This is a genomic window from Sphingobium sp. VMM (assembly GCF_056790315.1).
Window position 1 is genome coordinate 12,559 of the sequence record NZ_JBXGSI010000017.1, and the last position, 17,302, is coordinate 29,860.

A 17,302-nucleotide genomic window follows, 5' to 3' on the forward strand; every position below is an offset into this window, starting at 1 on the left:
TGTAAAAGGCGAAGATGCATGAATATTGACCTGATCCCCGTCGGCGAAGATCCGCCAAACAGCCTGAACGTCATCATCGAGGTGCCGGTTGGCGGCGAACCCGTGAAGTACGAGTTCGACAAGGCCTCGGGCGCGCTGTTCGTCGATCGCATCCTGCACACGCCGATGCGCTATCCGGCGAATTACGGCTTCGTGCCGCACACCCTGTCGCCCGATGGCGATCCGCTCGACGCGCTGGTCATCGCCCGCTCGCCCTTCGTGCCCGGCTCGGTCGTGCGTGCGCGCCCGATCGCCGTGCTGAACCTGGAAGATGAAGCCGGCGGCGACGAGAAGCTGGTCTGCGTGCCGGACAACAAGACCTTCCCTTATTATAATAATGTCGGCGAGAAGGACGATCTGCCCACCATCGTGATGGAGCAGATCGAGCATTTCTTCACCCACTATAAGGATCTGGAAAAGACCAAGTGGGTGCGCATCGGCACCTGGGGTGGCGCAGAAGACGCCAAGCGGATCACGCTGGAAGCGATCGAACGCTATCAGGCCGAGAAGAAGAAGGGCTGAGCCCTTCTCGGTATAGCCATCTGAAAGGGCCGCGCGGTGATGATCCGCGCGGCCCTTTTTCTATGGCCTAGATTAATCGGTCGGCCTCCAAGGCGAGCGCCAGCGGATCGCGACCGCGCGGCGTGCGGGCATGGAGCCGGGCATCCGCCTCCACCAGCCGGGCGACACCCATGTCGAGCTGTGCTTGCGGCAGGGTGAAGGGCAGGCGCAGGAACCGCTCGAACGCGCCATTGACGCCGAAGCGCGGCCCCGCCGCAATGCGCACGCCATGATTGCCGGCCAATGCCGCCAGCGCGCTCGCCTCCGCGCGGGGCAGTTCGGCCCAGAGCGACAGGCCGCCAGCCGGCGATTCCACCCGCCAGTGCGGTAGATGTTGTTCCAGCTGCGCCAGCAGATGGTCGCGCCGGTCGCGCAGCATCGCCGCGCGCGGCCCCAGCCCCTCGTCCGCATCCATCAACTGGGCGACGGCCAGCTGCTCGATCACGGGACTGGCCATGTCCATCGTCGTGCGGATGCGGCCGAGCGCGGCTACGGTCTGCGGATCAGCACGGATCCAGCCAACCCGAAGCCCGCCCCAGAAGATCTTGCTGGCCGACCCCAAGGTGATGACATGGCGGCCGGACGGATCATGGCAGGCGACCGGCGGCGGCGGCGATCCGTCCAGGCCCATCGCCACCATCGTTTCGTCGATCACCAGCGGCGTGTGGGTGCGCATCGCCACCGAAACCAGCGCGCGGCGGGTCGCCGGGTCCATGCTGCGCCCGGTGGGATTGTGGAAATCGGCGATGATATAGGCGAAACGCGGCGCGGTCTGGCGGAAGGCCGCATCCATCGCGTCGATATCCCAGCCATGGACCGGCAGGCCGACCGGCACCGGCACGACATTGGCCCGCTGCAGCGCCTGGATCGCATTATGATAGGTCGGATGGTCGATCACCGCCCGATCACCCGGCCCCGCCAGCCATTGCAGCAGCAGCGAGAAACCCTGCTGCGCGCCGTTGGTGATCATGATCTGGTCGGGATCGGTCGGGCAGCCACGCCGCTCATAATGGGCGGCGATCGCCCGGCGTAGCACCGGCAGGCCGAGCGGATCATAGCCCAGATCCCCCAGATAGGCGGGCAGCGCCTCGACCGCATGGGCATAGGCCAGGCCCACGCCGGGCGCAGCCGGCAGCGCGGCATGGGTCCAGTTGAGCAGATTGTCGCCGGTCACGCCATCGATGTCTGGCGTCGGCGTCTCGACCCGGCCGGGCGGCAGGCGCGTGACGCTCCCCGATCCCTGCCGGCTTTCCAGATAGCCCTCGTCGCGCAGCCGGTCGAAGGCGGCGGCGATGGTCGTGCGGCTGAGCCCCAGCGCGGCGGCCAGCTCCCGCTCGCCCGGCAACCGGACATTGAGGCCGATCCGCCCGTCCAGCACCAGCATCCGCAGCGCCTGCGCCAATTGGCGATAGGCCGGTTCGGCACTGTCCTGCGCGCGCCAGGCGCCCAGCAACCGCAGCAGCGAGGGAGGCCGAAGGAAGGAAGTGGACATGGCAATCAATCCAATCAGAGAGATTTGAAGGCCACTTACGCGTCATTGGTCCTTTTGTAAAAGGCCAATTTGGCTAGGTCTGATGCCCATGATGATAACCCGCCGCCTTTTCCAGCTCTTCTGGGGCCTTGTGCTTTACGGCTTTGCCATGGCGCTGATGCTGCGCGCCAATCTGGGTCTCGATCCCTGGGACGTGCTGCATCAGGGGCTGGCGCCCAAGCTCGGCCTCAGCTTCGGCATGACGGTCAACCTGGTCGGCGCGGTCGTGCTGCTGCTCTGGTGGCCATTGCGGCAGCGACCGGGGATCGGCACGGTCTGCAACATAGTGGTGATCGGCACGGCGGTGGACATCAGCCTCCATTATCTGCCGACGCCGGACGGCTATGCGATGCGGGCCGCCTGGCTGGGCGCGGGGATCCTGCTCAATGGCATTGCCGGTGGCGCCTATATCGGCGCTGGCCTGGGGCCGGGTCCGCGCGACGGGTTGATGACGGGCCTGTGCCGCCGCAACGGCTGGCCGGTCAAATGGGTGCGCACCGGCATCGAGATCGCGGTGCTGGCGACCGGCTGGATGCTGGGCGGCACGGTCGGCATCGGCACCATCGTCTATGCCGCGACGATCGGCTGGATCGTCCACCACGCCTTGCCCTTCTTCACGATCACAGCGCCCGAACGCCCGGCGATCGCAGGATAAGTTGCCCCCTGACCGGCCGACAGAAACCCGTCGGCCGGTCCTTTTCCCGTTGAAAATGCGACGCACCTTCCTTGACCGGACCGGCCTTTGACCGGACCGGGCAGTCGGGCATGATCCCGCCTCCGCCATTCCCGACGATCAAGGAGTCCCCGCCATGCGCGCCTTCCTCGCCGCTGCCCTCACCCTGCCCTTCGCCGTGGCCGTCTCCGCCGCGCCACCGGAACAGGCACTCGCCCCCCTCGCTTTCGAGCAGATCGCACCCGCCGGCACCAAAATGCCGCGCTTCAAGGTCGATGCCGCCTGGCCGGCCATGCCAGAGGATTTGCTGCTGGGTCAGGTCAGCGGCGTCGCGGTCGGCCCGGACGATTCGGTCTGGGTCGTGCATCGCCCGCACAGCCTGACCGCGACCGACACCGGCCTGGCCGAATCGCCCGCCACCGCCGTCTGCTGCAAGCCGGCCCCGCCGGTGGTGCGCTTCGCCCAGGATGGCCGCTATCTGGGCGGCTGGGGCGGCGCAGCAAGCGCCCCCACGGTCGACGGCGTCAATCAATGGCCCGCAAGCCTGCACGGCATCTTCGTCGACAAGGCCGGCAGCGTCTGGTTCGGCGGCAATGGCAAGGGCGACCATGTCGTCATGAACTATACGCCAGAGGGCAAATATATCCGCAGCTTCGGCCGGCGCGAGAAGACCGGTGGCAATGACGCGACCGACCAGCTCGGCAACCCGTCCGACGTCAATCACAGCGACGGCATGGTGCTGATATCCGACGGCTATGTGAACCGCCGCGTGATCGGCTTCGACGACCGGACCAATAGCTACAAGGGCCGCTGGGGCGCCTATGCCAAGCCGCCGAGCGGACCGGTGCTGCAGGGCACGTTCGACCAGAGCCATGCCGTCGATCCCAGCCGGGTCGCCGATCCCAAGTCCGCCATCTTCAACAGCATCGTCCATTGCGTGGTGCCGACGCGGGACGGCCACCTCTATGTCTGCGACCGCAACAATAACCGGGCACAACTGTTCAAGCGCGAAAAGGATGGCGGCCTGACTTTCGTGCGCGACCTGGCGATCGCGCCGGAAACCGGCGGCACCCACACGGTAACCGACATCGCCTTCTCGCCCGACCCCGACCAGACCTATCTCTACGTCGCCGACATGATGAACGGCCGCATCTGGGTTCTGGAGCGCAAGACCCACACTATCCTTGGCGCCTTCGGCCGGATCGGGCGACAGGCGGGGCAATTCACCTGGCTGCACAGCATTGATACCGACAGCGCCGGCAATATCTATGCGACCGAGGTGAACACCGGCCGCCGCGTGCAGAAGCTGGTCTTCACCGGCATCGAATGAAGGGAAACCTCCTTACGTGGCGACCGAACTCTACGACCTGACCGTCCCCGCCTTCCTGCGCGGCCTGCGCACTCTGTCCACCCTGCTGGACAAGGGCGCCGCCTTTGCCGCCGAACAGGGGATCGATCCCGCCACGCTGACCGGCGCCCGCCTGATCGAGGATATGCGCCCGCTGACCGCGCAGGTGCAGCTTGCCACCGACAGCGCCAAGGGCGCGGTCATCCGCATCGGCGAACTGGAGCCCTTCCCCCTGCCCGACACGGAAGAGACGTTCGCCGACCTGCAGGATCGCATCGCCCGCACCATCGCCTTCCTGGAATCGGTGCCACGCGACCGGATCGACGGGCGCGAGGAGGCGACAGTGACCCTCAAGACCTCGCGCGGCGAATTTGCCTCCACCGGGCGCAGCCATGTGCTGACCTTTTCTCTGCCCAATTTTTATTTCCACCTGACGACCGCCTATGCCCTGCTGCGCCAGGCGGGCGTACCGCTGGGCAAGCTGGACTATCTGGGCGGGCTGTAATCAGCCCGCCACCAGCCGGACATAGGCGCTGGAGACCCAGCCGCTGGTGCAGGGGCCGGCATAGGCCTGCTTGCGGTCGACCGGTTCGCGCACGCCGCAATCGGTCGGTGCCGCGCCTTCGGTCACTGGCGGCGGGATCACCACGCCCAGCCATTTCTGGTCGAGGCTGCGGGTGCAGACATGGACCCGTGCGCCTTCGGCCAGCTGCGCCAGCGCCTTCGCCTCGGCAAAGGGCGCGGAGCGGACGCTGAGCCCCTGCGGGCCGACACGGGTCGCCTGTCCCATCGCGCCGCAGGCGTCGAGCCGGGGGCCATCCTCGCCGATCGTCACCGGCCGGGCCAGGGTCGCCTCGATCCGGGTTTCGGGCATCGCCTCGCGCGGGGCGCCGGCCAGCGAGCTGTTGGGCAATTCGTCGGCCACTTCGCTGCTGCGCGAGCAGGCGGAAAGCAGCATCAGGGCAAGGATCGGGACAACACGCATGAGCGCCTGATAAACCGCCCCAAAGCCGGGTGGAAGACGCCATGTTTCGCTTTAGTTTCGAGGCGCCATTCCCTATATGCTGGGTATGAGCGACGAACAGCAGAACAGCCCCAACAGCAATGAATATGGCGCCGACAGCATCAAGGTGCTGAAAGGCCTCGACGCCGTGCGCAAGCGGCCCGGCATGTATATCGGCGACACCGACGACGGGTCGGGCCTGCACCATATGGTGTTCGAGGTCAGCGACAATGCGATCGACGAGGCGCTGGCCGGCCATTGCGACCGGATCGTCATCACGCTCAACCCCGACAACAGCGTCAGCGTCGAGGATAATGGCCGCGGCATCCCGACCGGCATCCACAAGGAAGAAGGCGTGTCGGCGGCCGAGGTCATCATGACCCAGCTGCACGCGGGCGGCAAGTTCGAGAACACGTCGGACGACAATGCCTATAAGGTGTCGGGCGGCCTGCACGGCGTGGGCGTATCGGTGGTGAACGCCCTGTCCGAATGGCTGGACCTCAACATCTGGCGCGACGGCAAGGAACATTGGATGCGCTTCGCCTATGGCGATGCCACCGCGCCGCTCAAGATCATCGGCGATGCGCCCGAGGGCAAGAAGGGCACGCGCGTGACCTTCCTCGCCTCGACCGAGAAGGTGCCGGGCGATGGCGGCACGTTCAAGAACCAGACCGAATATGATTTCGACAAGCTGGAGCATCGCTATCGCGAGCTGGCTTTCCTCAACAGTGGCGTGCGCCTGTTCCTGGTCGATGCGCGCCATGAGGAGAAGAAGGAAGTCGAGCTTTATTATGAGGGCGGCATCGCGGCCTTCGTCAAATATCTCGACCGCAACAAGAATGCGCTGATGCCCGATCCGATCGCGATCGCCGGCACCCGCGACGACGTGACCATCGACGTCGCGCTGGAGTGGAACGACTCTTATTATGAGAACGTCCTCTGCTTCACCAACAACATCCCGCAGCGCGATGGCGGCACGCACCTGGCTGCCTTCCGCGCCGCGCTGACCCGCACCCTCAACAGCTATGCCGAAAAGACCGGCCTGCTGAAGAAGGAGAAGGTGAGCCTCACCGGTGAGGATATGCGCGAAGGCCTGACCGCGATCGTCTCGGTCAAGCTGCCCGATCCCAAATTCAGCTCGCAGACCAAGGACAAGCTGGTCAGCTCCGAAGTGCGCCAGCCGCTCGAAAGCCTGATGGCCGACAAGATGGCCGAGTGGCTGGAAGAAAATCCCAGCCACGGCAAGATGATCGTCCAGAAGGTGATCGACGCCGCCGCCGCCCGTGAGGCGGCCAAGCGTGCGCGCGAACTGACCCGCCGCAAGGGCGCGATGGACATCGCCTCGCTGCCCGGCAAGCTGGCCGACTGTCAGGAGCGCGATCCCGCCAAGTCCGAACTCTTCCTGGTCGAGGGTGACTCGGCCGGTGGTTCGGCCAAGCAGGGCCGCAACCGCCATAATCAGGCGATCCTGCCGCTGAAGGGCAAGATCCTGAACGTCGAGCGCGCGCGGTTCGACAAGATGCTCTCGTCCAAGGAAGTCGGCACGCTGATCCAGGCGATGGGCACGGGCATCCGCGACGATTTCAACCTGGACAAGCTGCGCTACCACAAGATCGTCATCATGACCGACGCCGACGTCGACGGCGCGCATATCCGCACGCTGCTGCTGACCTTCTTCTATCGCCAGATGCCGCAGATCATCGAGGCGGGCCATCTCTTCATCGCCCAGCCGCCGCTCTACAAGGCGAGCCGCGGCCGGTCCGAAGTCTATCTGAAGGACGAGGCGGCGCTGGAGCAATATCTGGTCGACAATGGCGTCGACACGATGGCGCTGGAAACCACCGGCGGCGCCCGCACCGGCGACGATCTACGCAGCCTGATCGACCATGCCCGCCGCATGCGCGCGGTGATGCGCTATGTGCCGCGTCGCTACGACCCGGCGATCATAGAAGCGCTGGGCCTGACCGGCGCGCTTGATCCCGAACTGTCCGAAACACAGCTGGCCGAACGGCTGGCCACGGCCGTCGCGTGGATTGCGTCGCATGATCCCGAGGGCAAGTGGACCGGCCGTATCGCCGAAGGCGGCGGCTTCCATTTCGAACGGCTGTGGCGCGGCGTGACCGACCATCATGTCATCGAACATGGCTTCCTGGGCTCGGCCGAGGCGCGCAAGCTGCACGGCACCGCCAGCGAAGAGGCGGAAAGCTATGCCAAGGGCAGCCGCCTGGTCTCGGCCAAGGCCGTCGCCGCGCAGGATGAACTGGGCGAGGATGAACTGCCCACCGTGTCGGCCAAGGGCGTCAACATCTCGCGACCCAGCGAATTGCTGGAAGCGATCCTGTCCGCCGGCCGCAAGGGCCTGTCGATCCAGCGCTACAAGGGTCTGGGCGAAATGAACGCGGAACAGCTGTGGGAAACCACGCTGGACCCGGACAATCGCTCGATGCTGCGCGTCGAGGTGGAACAGGCCGACGTCGCCGACGAAATCTTCACCAAGCTGATGGGCGACGTGGTCGAACCGCGCCGCGAATTCATCCAGGACAATGCGCTGAACGTCGCCAACCTGGACGTCTGATAGGATGACTGTGCCAGCCCGCACCCCCACCCGGCCACCCAATCAGGATGATCTCTTGGGCGGCCGGGTGGGGGTGCGGGCCGGTGCGGCGCCGTGCGCCATCAGGCGCACCCAAAACCCATGACCGATCTGCCACGCTGCAGCTGGGTAGGGCCGGACCCGCTCTACCTGGATTATCACGACGCGGAATGGGGCGTGCCCCAACATGATTCGCGCATGCTGTGGGAAATGCTGATGCTGGAGGGGTTCCAGGCCGGGCTCAGCTGGATCACCATCTTGCGCAAGCGCGAGGGGTTTCGCGCCGCCTTTGCCGGCTTCGATCCGGACAAGGTCGCCGCCTTCGGTCCCGACGATGTCGAACGGCTGATGGCCGATCCCGGCATCGTCCGCGCCCGCGCCAAGATCGAGGCGACGATCAAGGGTGCGCAAATCTATCGCGCGATGCGCGACGCCGGCGAGGATTTCGCTGCCTATGTCTGGTCCTTCGCGCCCGACGGGCCGATCATCGGCGACGGCAAGACCTTCCCGACCCAGACGCCGCTGTCGGAGGCGATCTCCAAGGATCTCAAGAAGCGCGGCTTCAAATTCGTCGGGCCGACCATCGTCTATGCCTGGATGCAGGCGATCGGCATGGTCGACGATCATGCCGCCCATTGTTTCCGGCGGGTCGGCGCGTGAAAGTGACGGCGATGGTGACAGGGCTATTGGCCCTCGCCGCCTGCTCGGGCGATCCGGTGCCGCCGAACAGCGTCGACAATCGCACCGACAAGGCGATCGCCAACGCCGCCCCGGCGCTCAACCAGGCGATCGTCGCCAATGAGAATGCCGCGCCCGAACCGGCCCCTGCCCCAACGGCACAACCGGTCGCCGCCACTGTTTCCCGTGAAACACCCGCCGCCCCTCCTCCCCCTGAGGAGTATCGCGCGATCGGCACCGAGCCTTTCTGGGCGGTGATCGTCAATGGATCGGTCGCGACCTTGCAGCGGCCCGATCATCGTCCGCTGCGCTATCCCGTCACCCGCACCGATGATCCCCGCGCCATCCGCTTCATGGGCGATGGCTTCGCCATGACCGTCACCGAAGGACCGTGCAGCGACGGGATGAGCGACGCCATCTGGTCCGACCGGGTGCAGCTTTCCTTCGGCGAAGGCGTGCTGAAGGGCTGCGGCGGCATCAAGGACGGCGGCGAATAGGCGGGATCGCCGCCATCGCTCGTCTAACCCCGCAAACAGGGAGAATGTGACGATGAGCGACCAGCCCAAAGCCGATGTTGCGCGGCGCAACTTTCTCCTGACCGCCGGAATCGCGCTCGCCGCGACCGGCACGACTGTCTCCGCGCAACTTTCCGTGCAGCCGCCGGTGCCGCCAAGTGGGCCCAAGAAGAAGCTGGGCATGGTCCTGTTCGACGGGTTCGAGCTGCTTGACGTGTTCGGCCCGCTGGAAATGTTCGGCATGCTGAAGGACCGGGTCGAGATTGTCATGATCGCCGACAAGGCCGGGCCGGTGCGCAGCGGCGCCGGGCCGCAGACGATCGCCGATCATGGCTTTGCCGATGCCCCCAAACTCGACATCGTGATGATCCCCGGCGGCCTTGGCACCCGGCGGGAGGTCAACAATCCCGACTTCCTCGCCGCCGTGCGCACATTGGCACAGGATACGCCGCAGGTGGCGACCATCTGCACCGGATCGGGCCTGCTGGCGAAGACCGGGCTGATCGACGGGGTGAAGGCGACCAGCAACAAGATGGCCTGGGCCTGGGCGACGGCGCAGGGAGCCAAGGTCGCCTGGATTCCCCATGCCCGCTGGGTGGAGGATGGCAAATATATCTCCTCCTCCGGCATTTCGGCGGGGACGGACATGGCGCTGGGCCTGATCGCCAAACTCTATGGCAAGGAGATGGCCCGCTGGGTCGCCAACCGCACGGAGTATCGCTGGCAGGAGGATGCCAGCGACGATCCCTTTGCCAGGTTGAACGGGTTGCCGGGGTAGGCCATCTTCCATTCCGTTCGGGCTGAGCGAAGTCGAAGCCCATCACTGAGCGGAGCGAAGTGCCCTCCCTTCGGTCGGGCGAGCCCTTCGACTTCGCTCATGGCGAACGGTGTTGGGACGGTCGTCCCCTCTCAATCCGCGCGCATGGCTTCGGCCACCAGCGCCTCGGCCTCGATCAGCAGCGCGTCCTCGGCATCGCGCTGCGCCACCTGTTCGCGGCCGATCAGGATCAATAGCGGCACGGCGAGCGGGCTGACCCGGTCGAGCGGCACATGCAGCATGGTCGATGCCGCCCGGTCGATCAGGTCGCCCAGCCGCCCGACATCGGTCATCCGTGCCCGCGCATCGGCCCAGGCGGCTTTCAGCAGCAGATGGTCGGGCTGATATTTGCGCAGCACATCATAGATGAGGTCGGTGGAGAAGGTCACCTGCCGCCCGGTCTTGCGCTTGCCGGGATGCTGCCGCTCGATCAGGCCGGAGATCACGGCGACATCGCGGAACGCGCGCTTCAAGAGGCTCGACTGCTCGACCCAGTCGACAAATTCATGGTCGAGGATATCGGCGGAAAACAGGCTCTGCGGATCGGTCACCGGCTTGAGGCCATAGACCGCCAGCGCATAATCGTTCGACACGAAGCCCAGCGGCATCAGCCCCTGCGCGTCCATCCGCCGGGTCAGCAACATGCCGAGCGACTGGTGCGCGTTCCAGCCCTCGAAACTGTAGCAGACCATATAATGGCGCCCCTCATGCGGGAAGGTCTCGACCAGCAATTGCCCCGGTTGCGGCAAGGCGGAGCGGGCGCGCTGCACCTCCAGCCATTCGCGCACATCATCGGGGAAGCGGTGCCAGGCGTCGGGTTCGGCCAGGAAATGGCGCACCCGGTCGGCCAGCCGGGTCGACATCGCCATGCGGGTGCCGCCCCAGCTGGGGATGCGCGCGGTCTTGGCTGTCGCGCGGACGATCAGGTCGCTGGTGTCCATCCGCACCACCTCCAGCGCCATGCCGGAGAAGAAGAAGCTGTCGCCCGGCCGCAAGGTGGCGGCGAACCCCTCCTCCACCGTGCCGAGCTTGCGCCCATTGGCGAAGCGCACCGCCAGCGCGGGCTGATCGACGATGATGCCGGCATTCATCCGGTGCTGCTGGATGAACTTCGGATGCGACACCCGCCATGTGCCGTCACCCTCTCGCACCAGCCGCTTGAACCGGTCATAGGCGCGCAGCGCATAGCCGCCGCCCTCGATGAAATGCAGCACATGGGCAAAGCCCTCGTCGGTCAGCGCGCTATAGGGGGTGGCGGAGCGGACCTCGGCCAGCAATTCTTCCTCGCGGAACGGCCCGGCACAGGCGATCGCCATCACATGCTGGGCCAGCACGTCGAGCGCGCCGGGGCGGAAATCATCGGCATCCCGCTCGCCCGCCTCGACTGCGTCCAGTGCCGCCCGCGCCTCCAGATATTCGAAGCGATTGCCGGGAATCAATATCGCCTCCGACGCCATGTCGAGCCGGTGATTGGCGCGGCCGATGCGCTGGAGCAGGCGCGAGCTGCCCTTGGGCGCGCCCATCTGGATCACGCAGTCGACATTGCCCCAGTCGACGCCGAGGTCGAGCGACGCGGTCGCCACCAGCGCGCGCAGCTTGCCCGCCGCCATCGCCGATTCGACCTTGCGCCGCGCCTCGATCGACAGGCTGCCATGATGGATGGCGATCGGCAGGTTCGCATCGTTGACCGACCATAATTCCTGGAAGATCAGCTCAGCCAAGCCGCGCGTGTTGCAGAAGACGAGCGTGGTCTGCCGCGCGGCGATCTCCGCCATCACCTGGCTCGCGGCATATTTGCCCGAATGGCCCGACCAGGGCACCCGCCCCTCCGGGATCAGGATGGTGACGTCGGGCTCCGCCCCCGCCTCCCCCAGCACCGGCGTCACCGCATCGATATCGCCATCGGGCGCCAGCCAGGCGCGATAGGCATCGACATCGGCCACCGTCGCCGACAGCGCCACCCGGCGCAGGTCCGGGTTGATCGCCTGCAACCGCGCCATCGACAGGTTGAGCAGGTCGCCGCGCTTCTGCGTGGCAAAGGCATGGACCTCATCGACGATGACGGTGCGCAGATGCTCGAACAGCAGCGCCGCGTCGGGATAGCTCAGCAGCAGCGACAGGGATTCGGGCGTGGTCAGCAGGATGTGTGGCGGCCGCACCCGCTGCCGCGCCTTGCGATCCGACGGCGTGTCGCCGGTGCGAGTCTCCACCCGGATCGGCAGCCCCATTTCCTCGATCGGCGTCAGCAGGTTGCGCCGCACATCGACCGCCAGCGCCTTCAAGGGCGAGACATAAAGGGTGTGCAGCCCGTCGGCGGGATTGCCGATCAGGTCGGCGAGCGTCGGCAGGAAGCCGGCCAGCGTCTTGCCCGCCCCGGTCGGCGCGACCAGCAACGCATGCTCTCCCCGCTGCGCCGCCATGAGCATGTCACTCTGATGCCGCCGCACCCGCCAGCCGCGCGATGCGAACCAGTCGGTGAGGATGGGAGGAAGCGCGGGTGGCATCGAGGGAGATGTAGGGGCTGTGGCGGATGGGGGGAAGTGGTGCATGCGTTCACCCCGCTCATCGGGCATCAAGCATCGGGCATCGGGGGAAACCCCAATAGCCAATATGGCCGCCCCGACTAGGCTTCGCTCCATCACGTCCATCGCGAACGAGGATAGCAGCATGTCGACCCGCAAGAGCCCGCCCGCACTCAACCGCTATGTCCTGCCGATCCCGGAGCGCGTGCCGCCGCACGACACGCCGATGAACGCCAAGGAGGCGCAGAGCCCGCCGGCCAAGGAGTTTCTGCGCCCGCCGGCCGGTGCGCCCAATGTGCTGATCGTGCTGATCGATGACATGGGCTTTGGCGCCAGCAGCGCCTTTGGTGGCCCGTGCCTGATGCCCAATGCCGAGCGGGTGGCAAAGGACGGCATCCGCTTCACCCGCTTCCACACGACGGCGCTCTGTTCGCCGTCGCGGCAATCGATGCTGTGCGGGCGCAACCATCATACGGTGAACATGGGCGGCATCACCGAAGTGGCGACCGCCATGCCCGGCAATACCGGCCTGCGCCCCGACAGCTGTGCGACGATCGCCCAGATCCTCAAATATAATGGCTACAGCACCGGCGCCTTTGGCAAGATGCACCAGACGCCGACTTGGGAAACGAGCCCGTCCGGCCCGTTCGACCATTGGCCGTTCGGCGACGGGTTCGAGAAATTCTATGGCTTCCTGGGCGGTGACTGCAATCAATATGCCCCGCCGCTGGTCGACGGCCTGACCCCGATCGAGCCGCCCAAGAGCATCGAGGAAGGCTATCACCTGACCGAGGATCTGGTCGATCAGGTCATCAAATGGACCGGATCGCTGCAGACGTTTACGCCGGACAAGCCCTGGTTCACCTATCTGTCGTTCGGCGCCACCCATGCGCCGCACCATGTGCCCAAGGAATGGGTCGACAAGTACAAGGGCAAGTTCGACCACGGATACAACAAGCAGCGCGAAATCACGTTCGAAAAGCAGAAGGAGCTGGGCGTCATCCCCAAGGATGCCGAACTGACCGTGCCGACCGAATGGCTGCCCGAATGGGACGAGTTGACCGACGACGATCGCAAGGTTTCCTGCCGCCTGGCCGAAACCTATGCGGCTTTCGCCACGCATGTCGACCATCATGTCGGCCGGCTGCTCGACACGCTGGAGGCGCGCGGCGTGCTGGACGACACGCTGGTCATCTACATCCTGGGCGACAATGGCGCCTCGGCTGAGGCCGGCCCCTATGGCACCTTCAACGAGATGGCCTATCAGAACAGCGTTGGCATGACGACGGCGGACATCCTGCCGCGCCTGGACGAGATTGGCGGCCCCAATTCCTTCAATCACATGCCCTCTGGCTGGGCGCATGCGATGAACACGCCCTATCAGTGGAGCAAGATCGTCGCGTCCCACTGGGGCGGCACCCGCGTCGGCATGACGATGCGCTGGCCCGAGCGGATCAAGGCGAAGGGCGAGTTGCGTCACCAGTTCCACCACCTGATCGACATCGCGCCGACCATCCTGGAACTGGCCGGCGTGCCTGCGCCCGATTTCGTCAATGGCATCCAGCAAAAGCCGCTGGAAGGCGTCAGCATGGCCTATCTGTTCGACGAGGCCGAGGCGGAGGACCGGCACACGACGCAATATTTCGAGATCGGCTGCAACCGCGGCATCTATCATGACGGCTGGACCGCCGTGACGATGCACCGCCTGCCCTGGCCGGACGAGCGAGAAAAGGTGGGCGAGATCGAGGACGACACATGGGAACTCTATGCGCCCGACGACTGGACCCAGGCGCATAATATCGCGGACAAGAATCCCGAGATGCTGCGCAAGTTGCAGGACCGGTTCCTGATCGAGGCGACCAAGTACAACGTCCTGCCGCTCGACCCGCGCCAGCGCGAACGCTTCGACGCCCGCGTCGCCGGCCGGCCGGACCTGCTCAACGGCCGCACCTCCATGACCTTCCTACCGGGCATGACCCGGATGAACGAGAATACGGTCCCGAACGTCAAGAACACCAATTTCACCGTCACCGCGAAGGTGGAGCTGGGCGCGGAGCCGACCAATGGCGCGATCGTTGCGCAGGGCGGCAAGTTCGGCGGCTGGTGTTTCTACATGAAGGACGGCGTGCTTTCCTATGCCCATAACTGGGTGGGGCTGGAAACCTTCACGGTGCGTGCGGACGAGCCGCTGGGCAAGGGCAGCCACGAACTGCTGCTCGACTTCGAATATGATGGCGGCGGCGCGGGCAAGGGCGGCACCGTCACCTTCAAGGCGAACGGCAAGGCGATCGGCACGGGGCGGGTGGAAAAGACCGTGCCGGCCATCTTCTCCTTCGACGACTTCATGGACATCGGCCAGGACAATGGCGAGCCGGTGGTGGAGGATTATGGCCCGACCGGCGGCACCTTCACCGGCACGATCGAAACGGTGACGATCGACCTCAATGGCGAATCCCATCACGACCATGACCTGTCGCTGAAGGCGAAATACGCCAAGCAATAAGGGACGATTCCGGCGCACGGGGACATGCGGCCCCGTGCGCCGGTGCCTTTGTCGACCGATATTCCGTCTATCTCGTTCGAAACAATCATACCCCGACAAGAAAGATTATATCACTCTCCACTGGCCCCCTGCCCCGCTCCTGCGTTACAGTCCCGCCATCCATGAGCGGCACAGCAGAGGCCGCCAGACGCAGGAGAATGACATGACCGGCGAAACCCCGCCCCCCGTCACCGAGGCCGATCTGACCGGCACCGAGCCGCCCCATAATCGCCGCCGCCCCAAGGCGCCGATCCTGGAGATTGACGGCCGCAAGCTGAAGCCCGCGACCCTGATGATGGGCCATGGCTATGACCCGACCCTGTCGGAAGGATCGCTGAAACCCCCGATCTTCCTCACCTCCACCTTCGCCTTCGAGAGCGCAGCCGCGGGCAAGCGTCATTTCGAGGGGGTGACCGGCATCCGGCCCGGCGGCGCCGAGGGCCTCGTCTATTCGCGCTTCAACGGCCCCAATCAGGAAATTGCCGAGGATCGGCTGTCGGTGTGGGAGGAGGCGGAGGACGCCTTGCTCTTTTCCAGCGGCATGTCGGCGATCGCCACCACCCTGCTCGCCTTGGTGCAGCCGGGCGACGTGATCGTCCATTCCGCCCCCCTCTATGCCGCAACCGAATCGCTGATCGGCCGCATCCTCGGCCGCTTCGGGGTGCAGTGGCTCGATTTCCCCGCCGGCGCGACCGAGGACGAGATTGGCGCGGTGATCGAGAAGGCCAAGGGGCTGGGCCGGGTCGCCATGCTCTATCTGGAAAGCCCGGCCAATCCGACCAATGTGCTGGTCGATCTGGAGGCGGTGGTCGCGCGCCGCGACGCGCTGTTCGCCGGCGAGGATCATGTTCCGCCGATCGCGATCGACAATACCTTCCTGGGGCCGTTGTGGCACCGGCCGATCAACCATGGCGCCGACCTGGTCATCTACAGCCTGACCAAATATGCCGGCGGGCATAGCGATCTGGTCGCGGGCGGCGTGCTGGGCTCCAATGCACTGATCAACAGCATTCGCCTGATGCGCAACACGATCGGCACGATCCTCGACCCGCACAGCGCCTGGATGCTGTTGCGCAGCCTGGAGACGCTGGAATTGCGGATGAGCCGTGCGGGCGAGAATGCGGAGAAGGTCTGCACCTGGCTGAGGGACCAGCCGCAGGTGGAGAAGGTCGTCTATCTGGGCTTCCCGGAGACCGAGCGGCAGGCCGACATCTATCGCCGCCATTGCACCGGCGCCGGCTCCACCTTCTCGCTCTACCTGAAGGGTGGCGAGGCGGAGGCCTTCGCCTTCCTTGACGCGCTCAAGATCGCCAAGCTGGCGGTGAGTCTCGGCGGCACCGAGACGCTGGCCAGCCATCCCGCCGCGATGACCCATTTGTCGGTGCCGGCCGAGCGCAAGAAGGCGCTGGCGATCGGCGACAATATGGTGCGCATCTCGATCGGCTGCGAAGATGCCGACGATCTGATCGCCGACTTCGCCCAGGCGCTGAAGGCGATAGGATAATGGTCCATCTGCGCCCGGTCATCCTGATCGCCCAGCCCCATCTGGCGCCGCTGCTGCCGATCCTGGCGATGCAATATGACGTCATGGGGCTATGGGAGGAAGGCGGGCGCGCCCGCCTTGCCGAGGCGGAGATAGTGGTGACGGCCGGCGAGTTCCGGCTCGATCCCGCCATGCTGGCGGCGATGGGCCGGTTGCGGCTGATCGCCTGTTTCACCGTCGGCTATGACGGGGTCGATCTCGACTGGGCGCGGACCAAGGGCATCGCCGTCAGCCATGCCGGCGACGCCAATGCGGAGGATGTCGCCGACCATGCGATCGGCCTCATCCTCGCCCATCGGCGCCAGATCGTCAGCGGCGACCGGGCGCTGCGCGCGGGCGAATGGCTGCCCGGTGGCAAGACCATCACCCGCTCGATCGCCGGGGCCCGACTGGGCATCGTCGGCATGGGCAGCATCGGCATCGCCATCGCGGCGCGCGCCGATGTGCTGCGCATGACGACCCGCTGGTGGGGGCCGCGCGACAAGCCCGGCCTCGCCTGGCCGCGCAGCGACAGCCTGGCGGCGCTGGCGGCCGAGAGCGACATATTGGTCGTCGCGGCGCGGGCGACCGACGATAATCGCGGCATGATCTCCGCCGCGATCCTCGATGCGCTTGGCCCCAATGGCCTGCTGGTCAATGTCGCGCGCGGGCAGCTGGTGGACGAGGACGCGCTGATCGATGCCCTGCGCGCCGGCCGGCTGGGCGGCGCGGCGCTCGACGTCTATGCGCAGGAACCGACCGATCCGGCACGCTGGGCCGATGTGCCGAACTGCATCCTCACCCCCCACACCGGCGGCGCGACCGACGCGGCGGTGGCGCAGATGGCGCAGATGCTGCTCGCCAATATCCGCGCCTTCGTGGCGGAAGAACCGCTGCCCAATCGCGTGCTCTGAACCAAGCCGCAACGCCACGCGTTGAGCGCCGACACGGCCGACCG

14 protein-coding genes are annotated in these 17,302 nt (G+C 66.0%); 11 read left to right on the forward strand and 3 right to left on the reverse strand.

From position 1 onward, the window contains the following. The first annotated feature begins 18 nt into the window (after positions 1-18). Positions 19-561 carry an inorganic diphosphatase gene (ppa, locus tag ACUCV3_RS19665; RefSeq protein ID WP_004209136.1) on the forward strand — a complete coding sequence of 181 codons (543 nt, stop codon included), beginning with the start codon at positions 19-21 and terminating at the stop codon, positions 559-561. 67 nt (positions 562-628) lie between these two features. Here the strand turns inward: ppa and yczR are convergent, their stop codons facing one another. Continuing rightward, the gene (gene yczR, locus ACUCV3_RS19670) at positions 629-2,092 is read right to left on the reverse strand and encodes a MocR-like transcription factor YczR (protein WP_279731251.1); all 1,464 of its coding nucleotides are present in this window, start codon (positions 2,090-2,092) and stop codon (positions 629-631) included. Between the two features lie 88 nt (positions 2,093-2,180). On the opposite strand from yczR, the gene yczE reads away from it, so the two are divergent. The 3 genes from yczE to ACUCV3_RS19685 all read left to right on the forward strand — a co-directional run bounded on the left by yczE (position 2,181) and on the right by ACUCV3_RS19685 (position 4,657). Then, positions 2,181-2,786 carry a membrane protein YczE gene (yczE, locus tag ACUCV3_RS19675; protein ID WP_279731263.1) on the forward strand — a complete coding sequence of 202 codons (606 nt, stop codon included), beginning with the start codon at positions 2,181-2,183 and terminating at the stop codon, positions 2,784-2,786. 154 nt (positions 2,787-2,940) lie between these two features. Continuing rightward, positions 2,941-4,134 carry an NHL repeat-containing protein gene (locus ACUCV3_RS19680; protein ID WP_279731250.1) on the forward strand — a complete coding sequence of 398 codons (1,194 nt, stop codon included), beginning with the start codon at positions 2,941-2,943 and terminating at the stop codon, positions 4,132-4,134. 16 nt (positions 4,135-4,150) lie between these two features. Further along, entirely contained in the window at positions 4,151-4,657 is a 507-nt protein-coding gene (locus ACUCV3_RS19685) for a DUF1993 domain-containing protein (protein WP_279731249.1), read from the forward strand. On the opposite strand, the gene ACUCV3_RS19690 is transcribed toward ACUCV3_RS19685, so the two are convergent. Further along, positions 4,658-5,137, reverse strand: coding sequence for a hypothetical protein (locus tag ACUCV3_RS19690; protein ID WP_279731248.1), 480 nt, complete (start codon positions 5,135-5,137; stop codon positions 4,658-4,660). Between the two features lie 85 nt (positions 5,138-5,222). On the opposite strand from ACUCV3_RS19690, the gene gyrB reads away from it, so the two are divergent. The 4 genes from gyrB (at position 5,223) to ACUCV3_RS19710 (ending at position 9,719) form a co-directional block, all read left to right on the forward strand. Continuing rightward, positions 5,223-7,730 carry a DNA topoisomerase (ATP-hydrolyzing) subunit B gene (gene gyrB / locus ACUCV3_RS19695; protein ID WP_279731261.1) on the forward strand — a complete coding sequence of 836 codons (2,508 nt, stop codon included), beginning with the start codon at positions 5,223-5,225 and terminating at the stop codon, positions 7,728-7,730. 120 nt (positions 7,731-7,850) lie between these two features. Then, positions 7,851-8,408, forward strand: coding sequence for a DNA-3-methyladenine glycosylase I (locus ACUCV3_RS19700; RefSeq protein WP_279728361.1), 558 nt, complete (start codon positions 7,851-7,853; stop codon positions 8,406-8,408). Further along, positions 8,384-8,923, forward strand: a complete 540-nt coding sequence (locus ACUCV3_RS19705; RefSeq protein ID WP_432215152.1) for a COG3650 family protein — start codon at positions 8,384-8,386, stop codon at positions 8,921-8,923. The genes ACUCV3_RS19700 and ACUCV3_RS19705 overlap by 25 nt, the downstream gene beginning before the upstream one ends. 52 nt (positions 8,924-8,975) lie before the next feature. Further along, positions 8,976-9,719: a DJ-1/PfpI family protein gene (locus ACUCV3_RS19710; RefSeq protein WP_279728358.1), complete on the forward strand. Its 744-nt coding sequence runs from the start codon at positions 8,976-8,978 to the stop codon at positions 9,717-9,719. A gap of 131 nt (positions 9,720-9,850) precedes the next feature. Here the strand turns inward: ACUCV3_RS19710 and ACUCV3_RS19715 are convergent, their stop codons facing one another. Further along, positions 9,851-12,262, reverse strand: a complete 2,412-nt coding sequence (locus tag ACUCV3_RS19715; protein WP_482241014.1) for a ligase-associated DNA damage response DEXH box helicase — start codon at positions 12,260-12,262, stop codon at positions 9,851-9,853. 163 nt (positions 12,263-12,425) lie between these two features. On the opposite strand from ACUCV3_RS19715, the gene ACUCV3_RS19720 reads away from it, so the two are divergent. From ACUCV3_RS19720 to ACUCV3_RS19730, 3 genes are all read left to right on the forward strand, one after another. Beyond that, the gene (locus ACUCV3_RS19720; protein ID WP_482241015.1) at positions 12,426-14,783 is read left to right on the forward strand and encodes an arylsulfatase; all 2,358 of its coding nucleotides are present in this window, start codon (positions 12,426-12,428) and stop codon (positions 14,781-14,783) included. A 202-nt stretch (positions 14,784-14,985) separates the two neighbouring features. Continuing rightward, entirely contained in the window at positions 14,986-16,326 is a 1,341-nt protein-coding gene (locus ACUCV3_RS19725; RefSeq protein WP_482241016.1) for a cystathionine gamma-synthase family protein, read from the forward strand. Continuing rightward, complete coding sequence (locus ACUCV3_RS19730) at positions 16,326-17,258, forward strand: 2-hydroxyacid dehydrogenase (protein WP_279728355.1); 933 nt, start codon at positions 16,326-16,328, stop codon at positions 17,256-17,258. The genes ACUCV3_RS19725 and ACUCV3_RS19730 overlap by 1 nt, the downstream gene beginning before the upstream one ends. The last annotated feature ends 44 nt before the right edge of the window (positions 17,259-17,302 follow it).

What these genes read in the sequence shown, in the direction of transcription:
- ACUCV3_RS19700 (WP_279728361.1), top strand. Translation starts at nt 7,851, where the DNA reads ATGACCGATCTGCCACGCTGCAGCTGGGTAGGGCCGGACCCGCTCTAC.
- ACUCV3_RS19720 (WP_482241015.1), top strand. Translation starts at nt 12,426, where the DNA reads ATGTCGACCCGCAAGAGCCCGCCCGCACTCAACCGCTATGTCCTGCCG.
- ppa (WP_004209136.1), top strand. Translation starts at nt 19, where the DNA reads ATGAATATTGACCTGATCCCCGTCGGCGAAGATCCGCCAAACAGCCTG.
- yczR (WP_279731251.1), bottom strand. Translation starts at nt 2,092, where the DNA reads ATGTCCACTTCCTTCCTTCGGCCTCCCTCGCTGCTGCGGTTGCTGGGC.
- ACUCV3_RS19730 (WP_279728355.1), top strand. Translation starts at nt 16,326, where the DNA reads ATGGTCCATCTGCGCCCGGTCATCCTGATCGCCCAGCCCCATCTGGCG.
- ACUCV3_RS19690 (WP_279731248.1), bottom strand. Translation starts at nt 5,137, where the DNA reads ATGCGTGTTGTCCCGATCCTTGCCCTGATGCTGCTTTCCGCCTGCTCG.
- gyrB (WP_279731261.1), top strand. Translation starts at nt 5,223, where the DNA reads ATGAGCGACGAACAGCAGAACAGCCCCAACAGCAATGAATATGGCGCC.
- ACUCV3_RS19725 (WP_482241016.1), top strand. Translation starts at nt 14,986, where the DNA reads ATGACCGGCGAAACCCCGCCCCCCGTCACCGAGGCCGATCTGACCGGC.
- ACUCV3_RS19680 (WP_279731250.1), top strand. Translation starts at nt 2,941, where the DNA reads ATGCGCGCCTTCCTCGCCGCTGCCCTCACCCTGCCCTTCGCCGTGGCC.
- ACUCV3_RS19715 (WP_482241014.1), bottom strand. Translation starts at nt 12,262, where the DNA reads ATGCCACCCGCGCTTCCTCCCATCCTCACCGACTGGTTCGCATCGCGC.
- ACUCV3_RS19710 (WP_279728358.1), top strand. Translation starts at nt 8,976, where the DNA reads ATGAGCGACCAGCCCAAAGCCGATGTTGCGCGGCGCAACTTTCTCCTG.
- yczE (WP_279731263.1), top strand. Translation starts at nt 2,181, where the DNA reads ATGATGATAACCCGCCGCCTTTTCCAGCTCTTCTGGGGCCTTGTGCTT.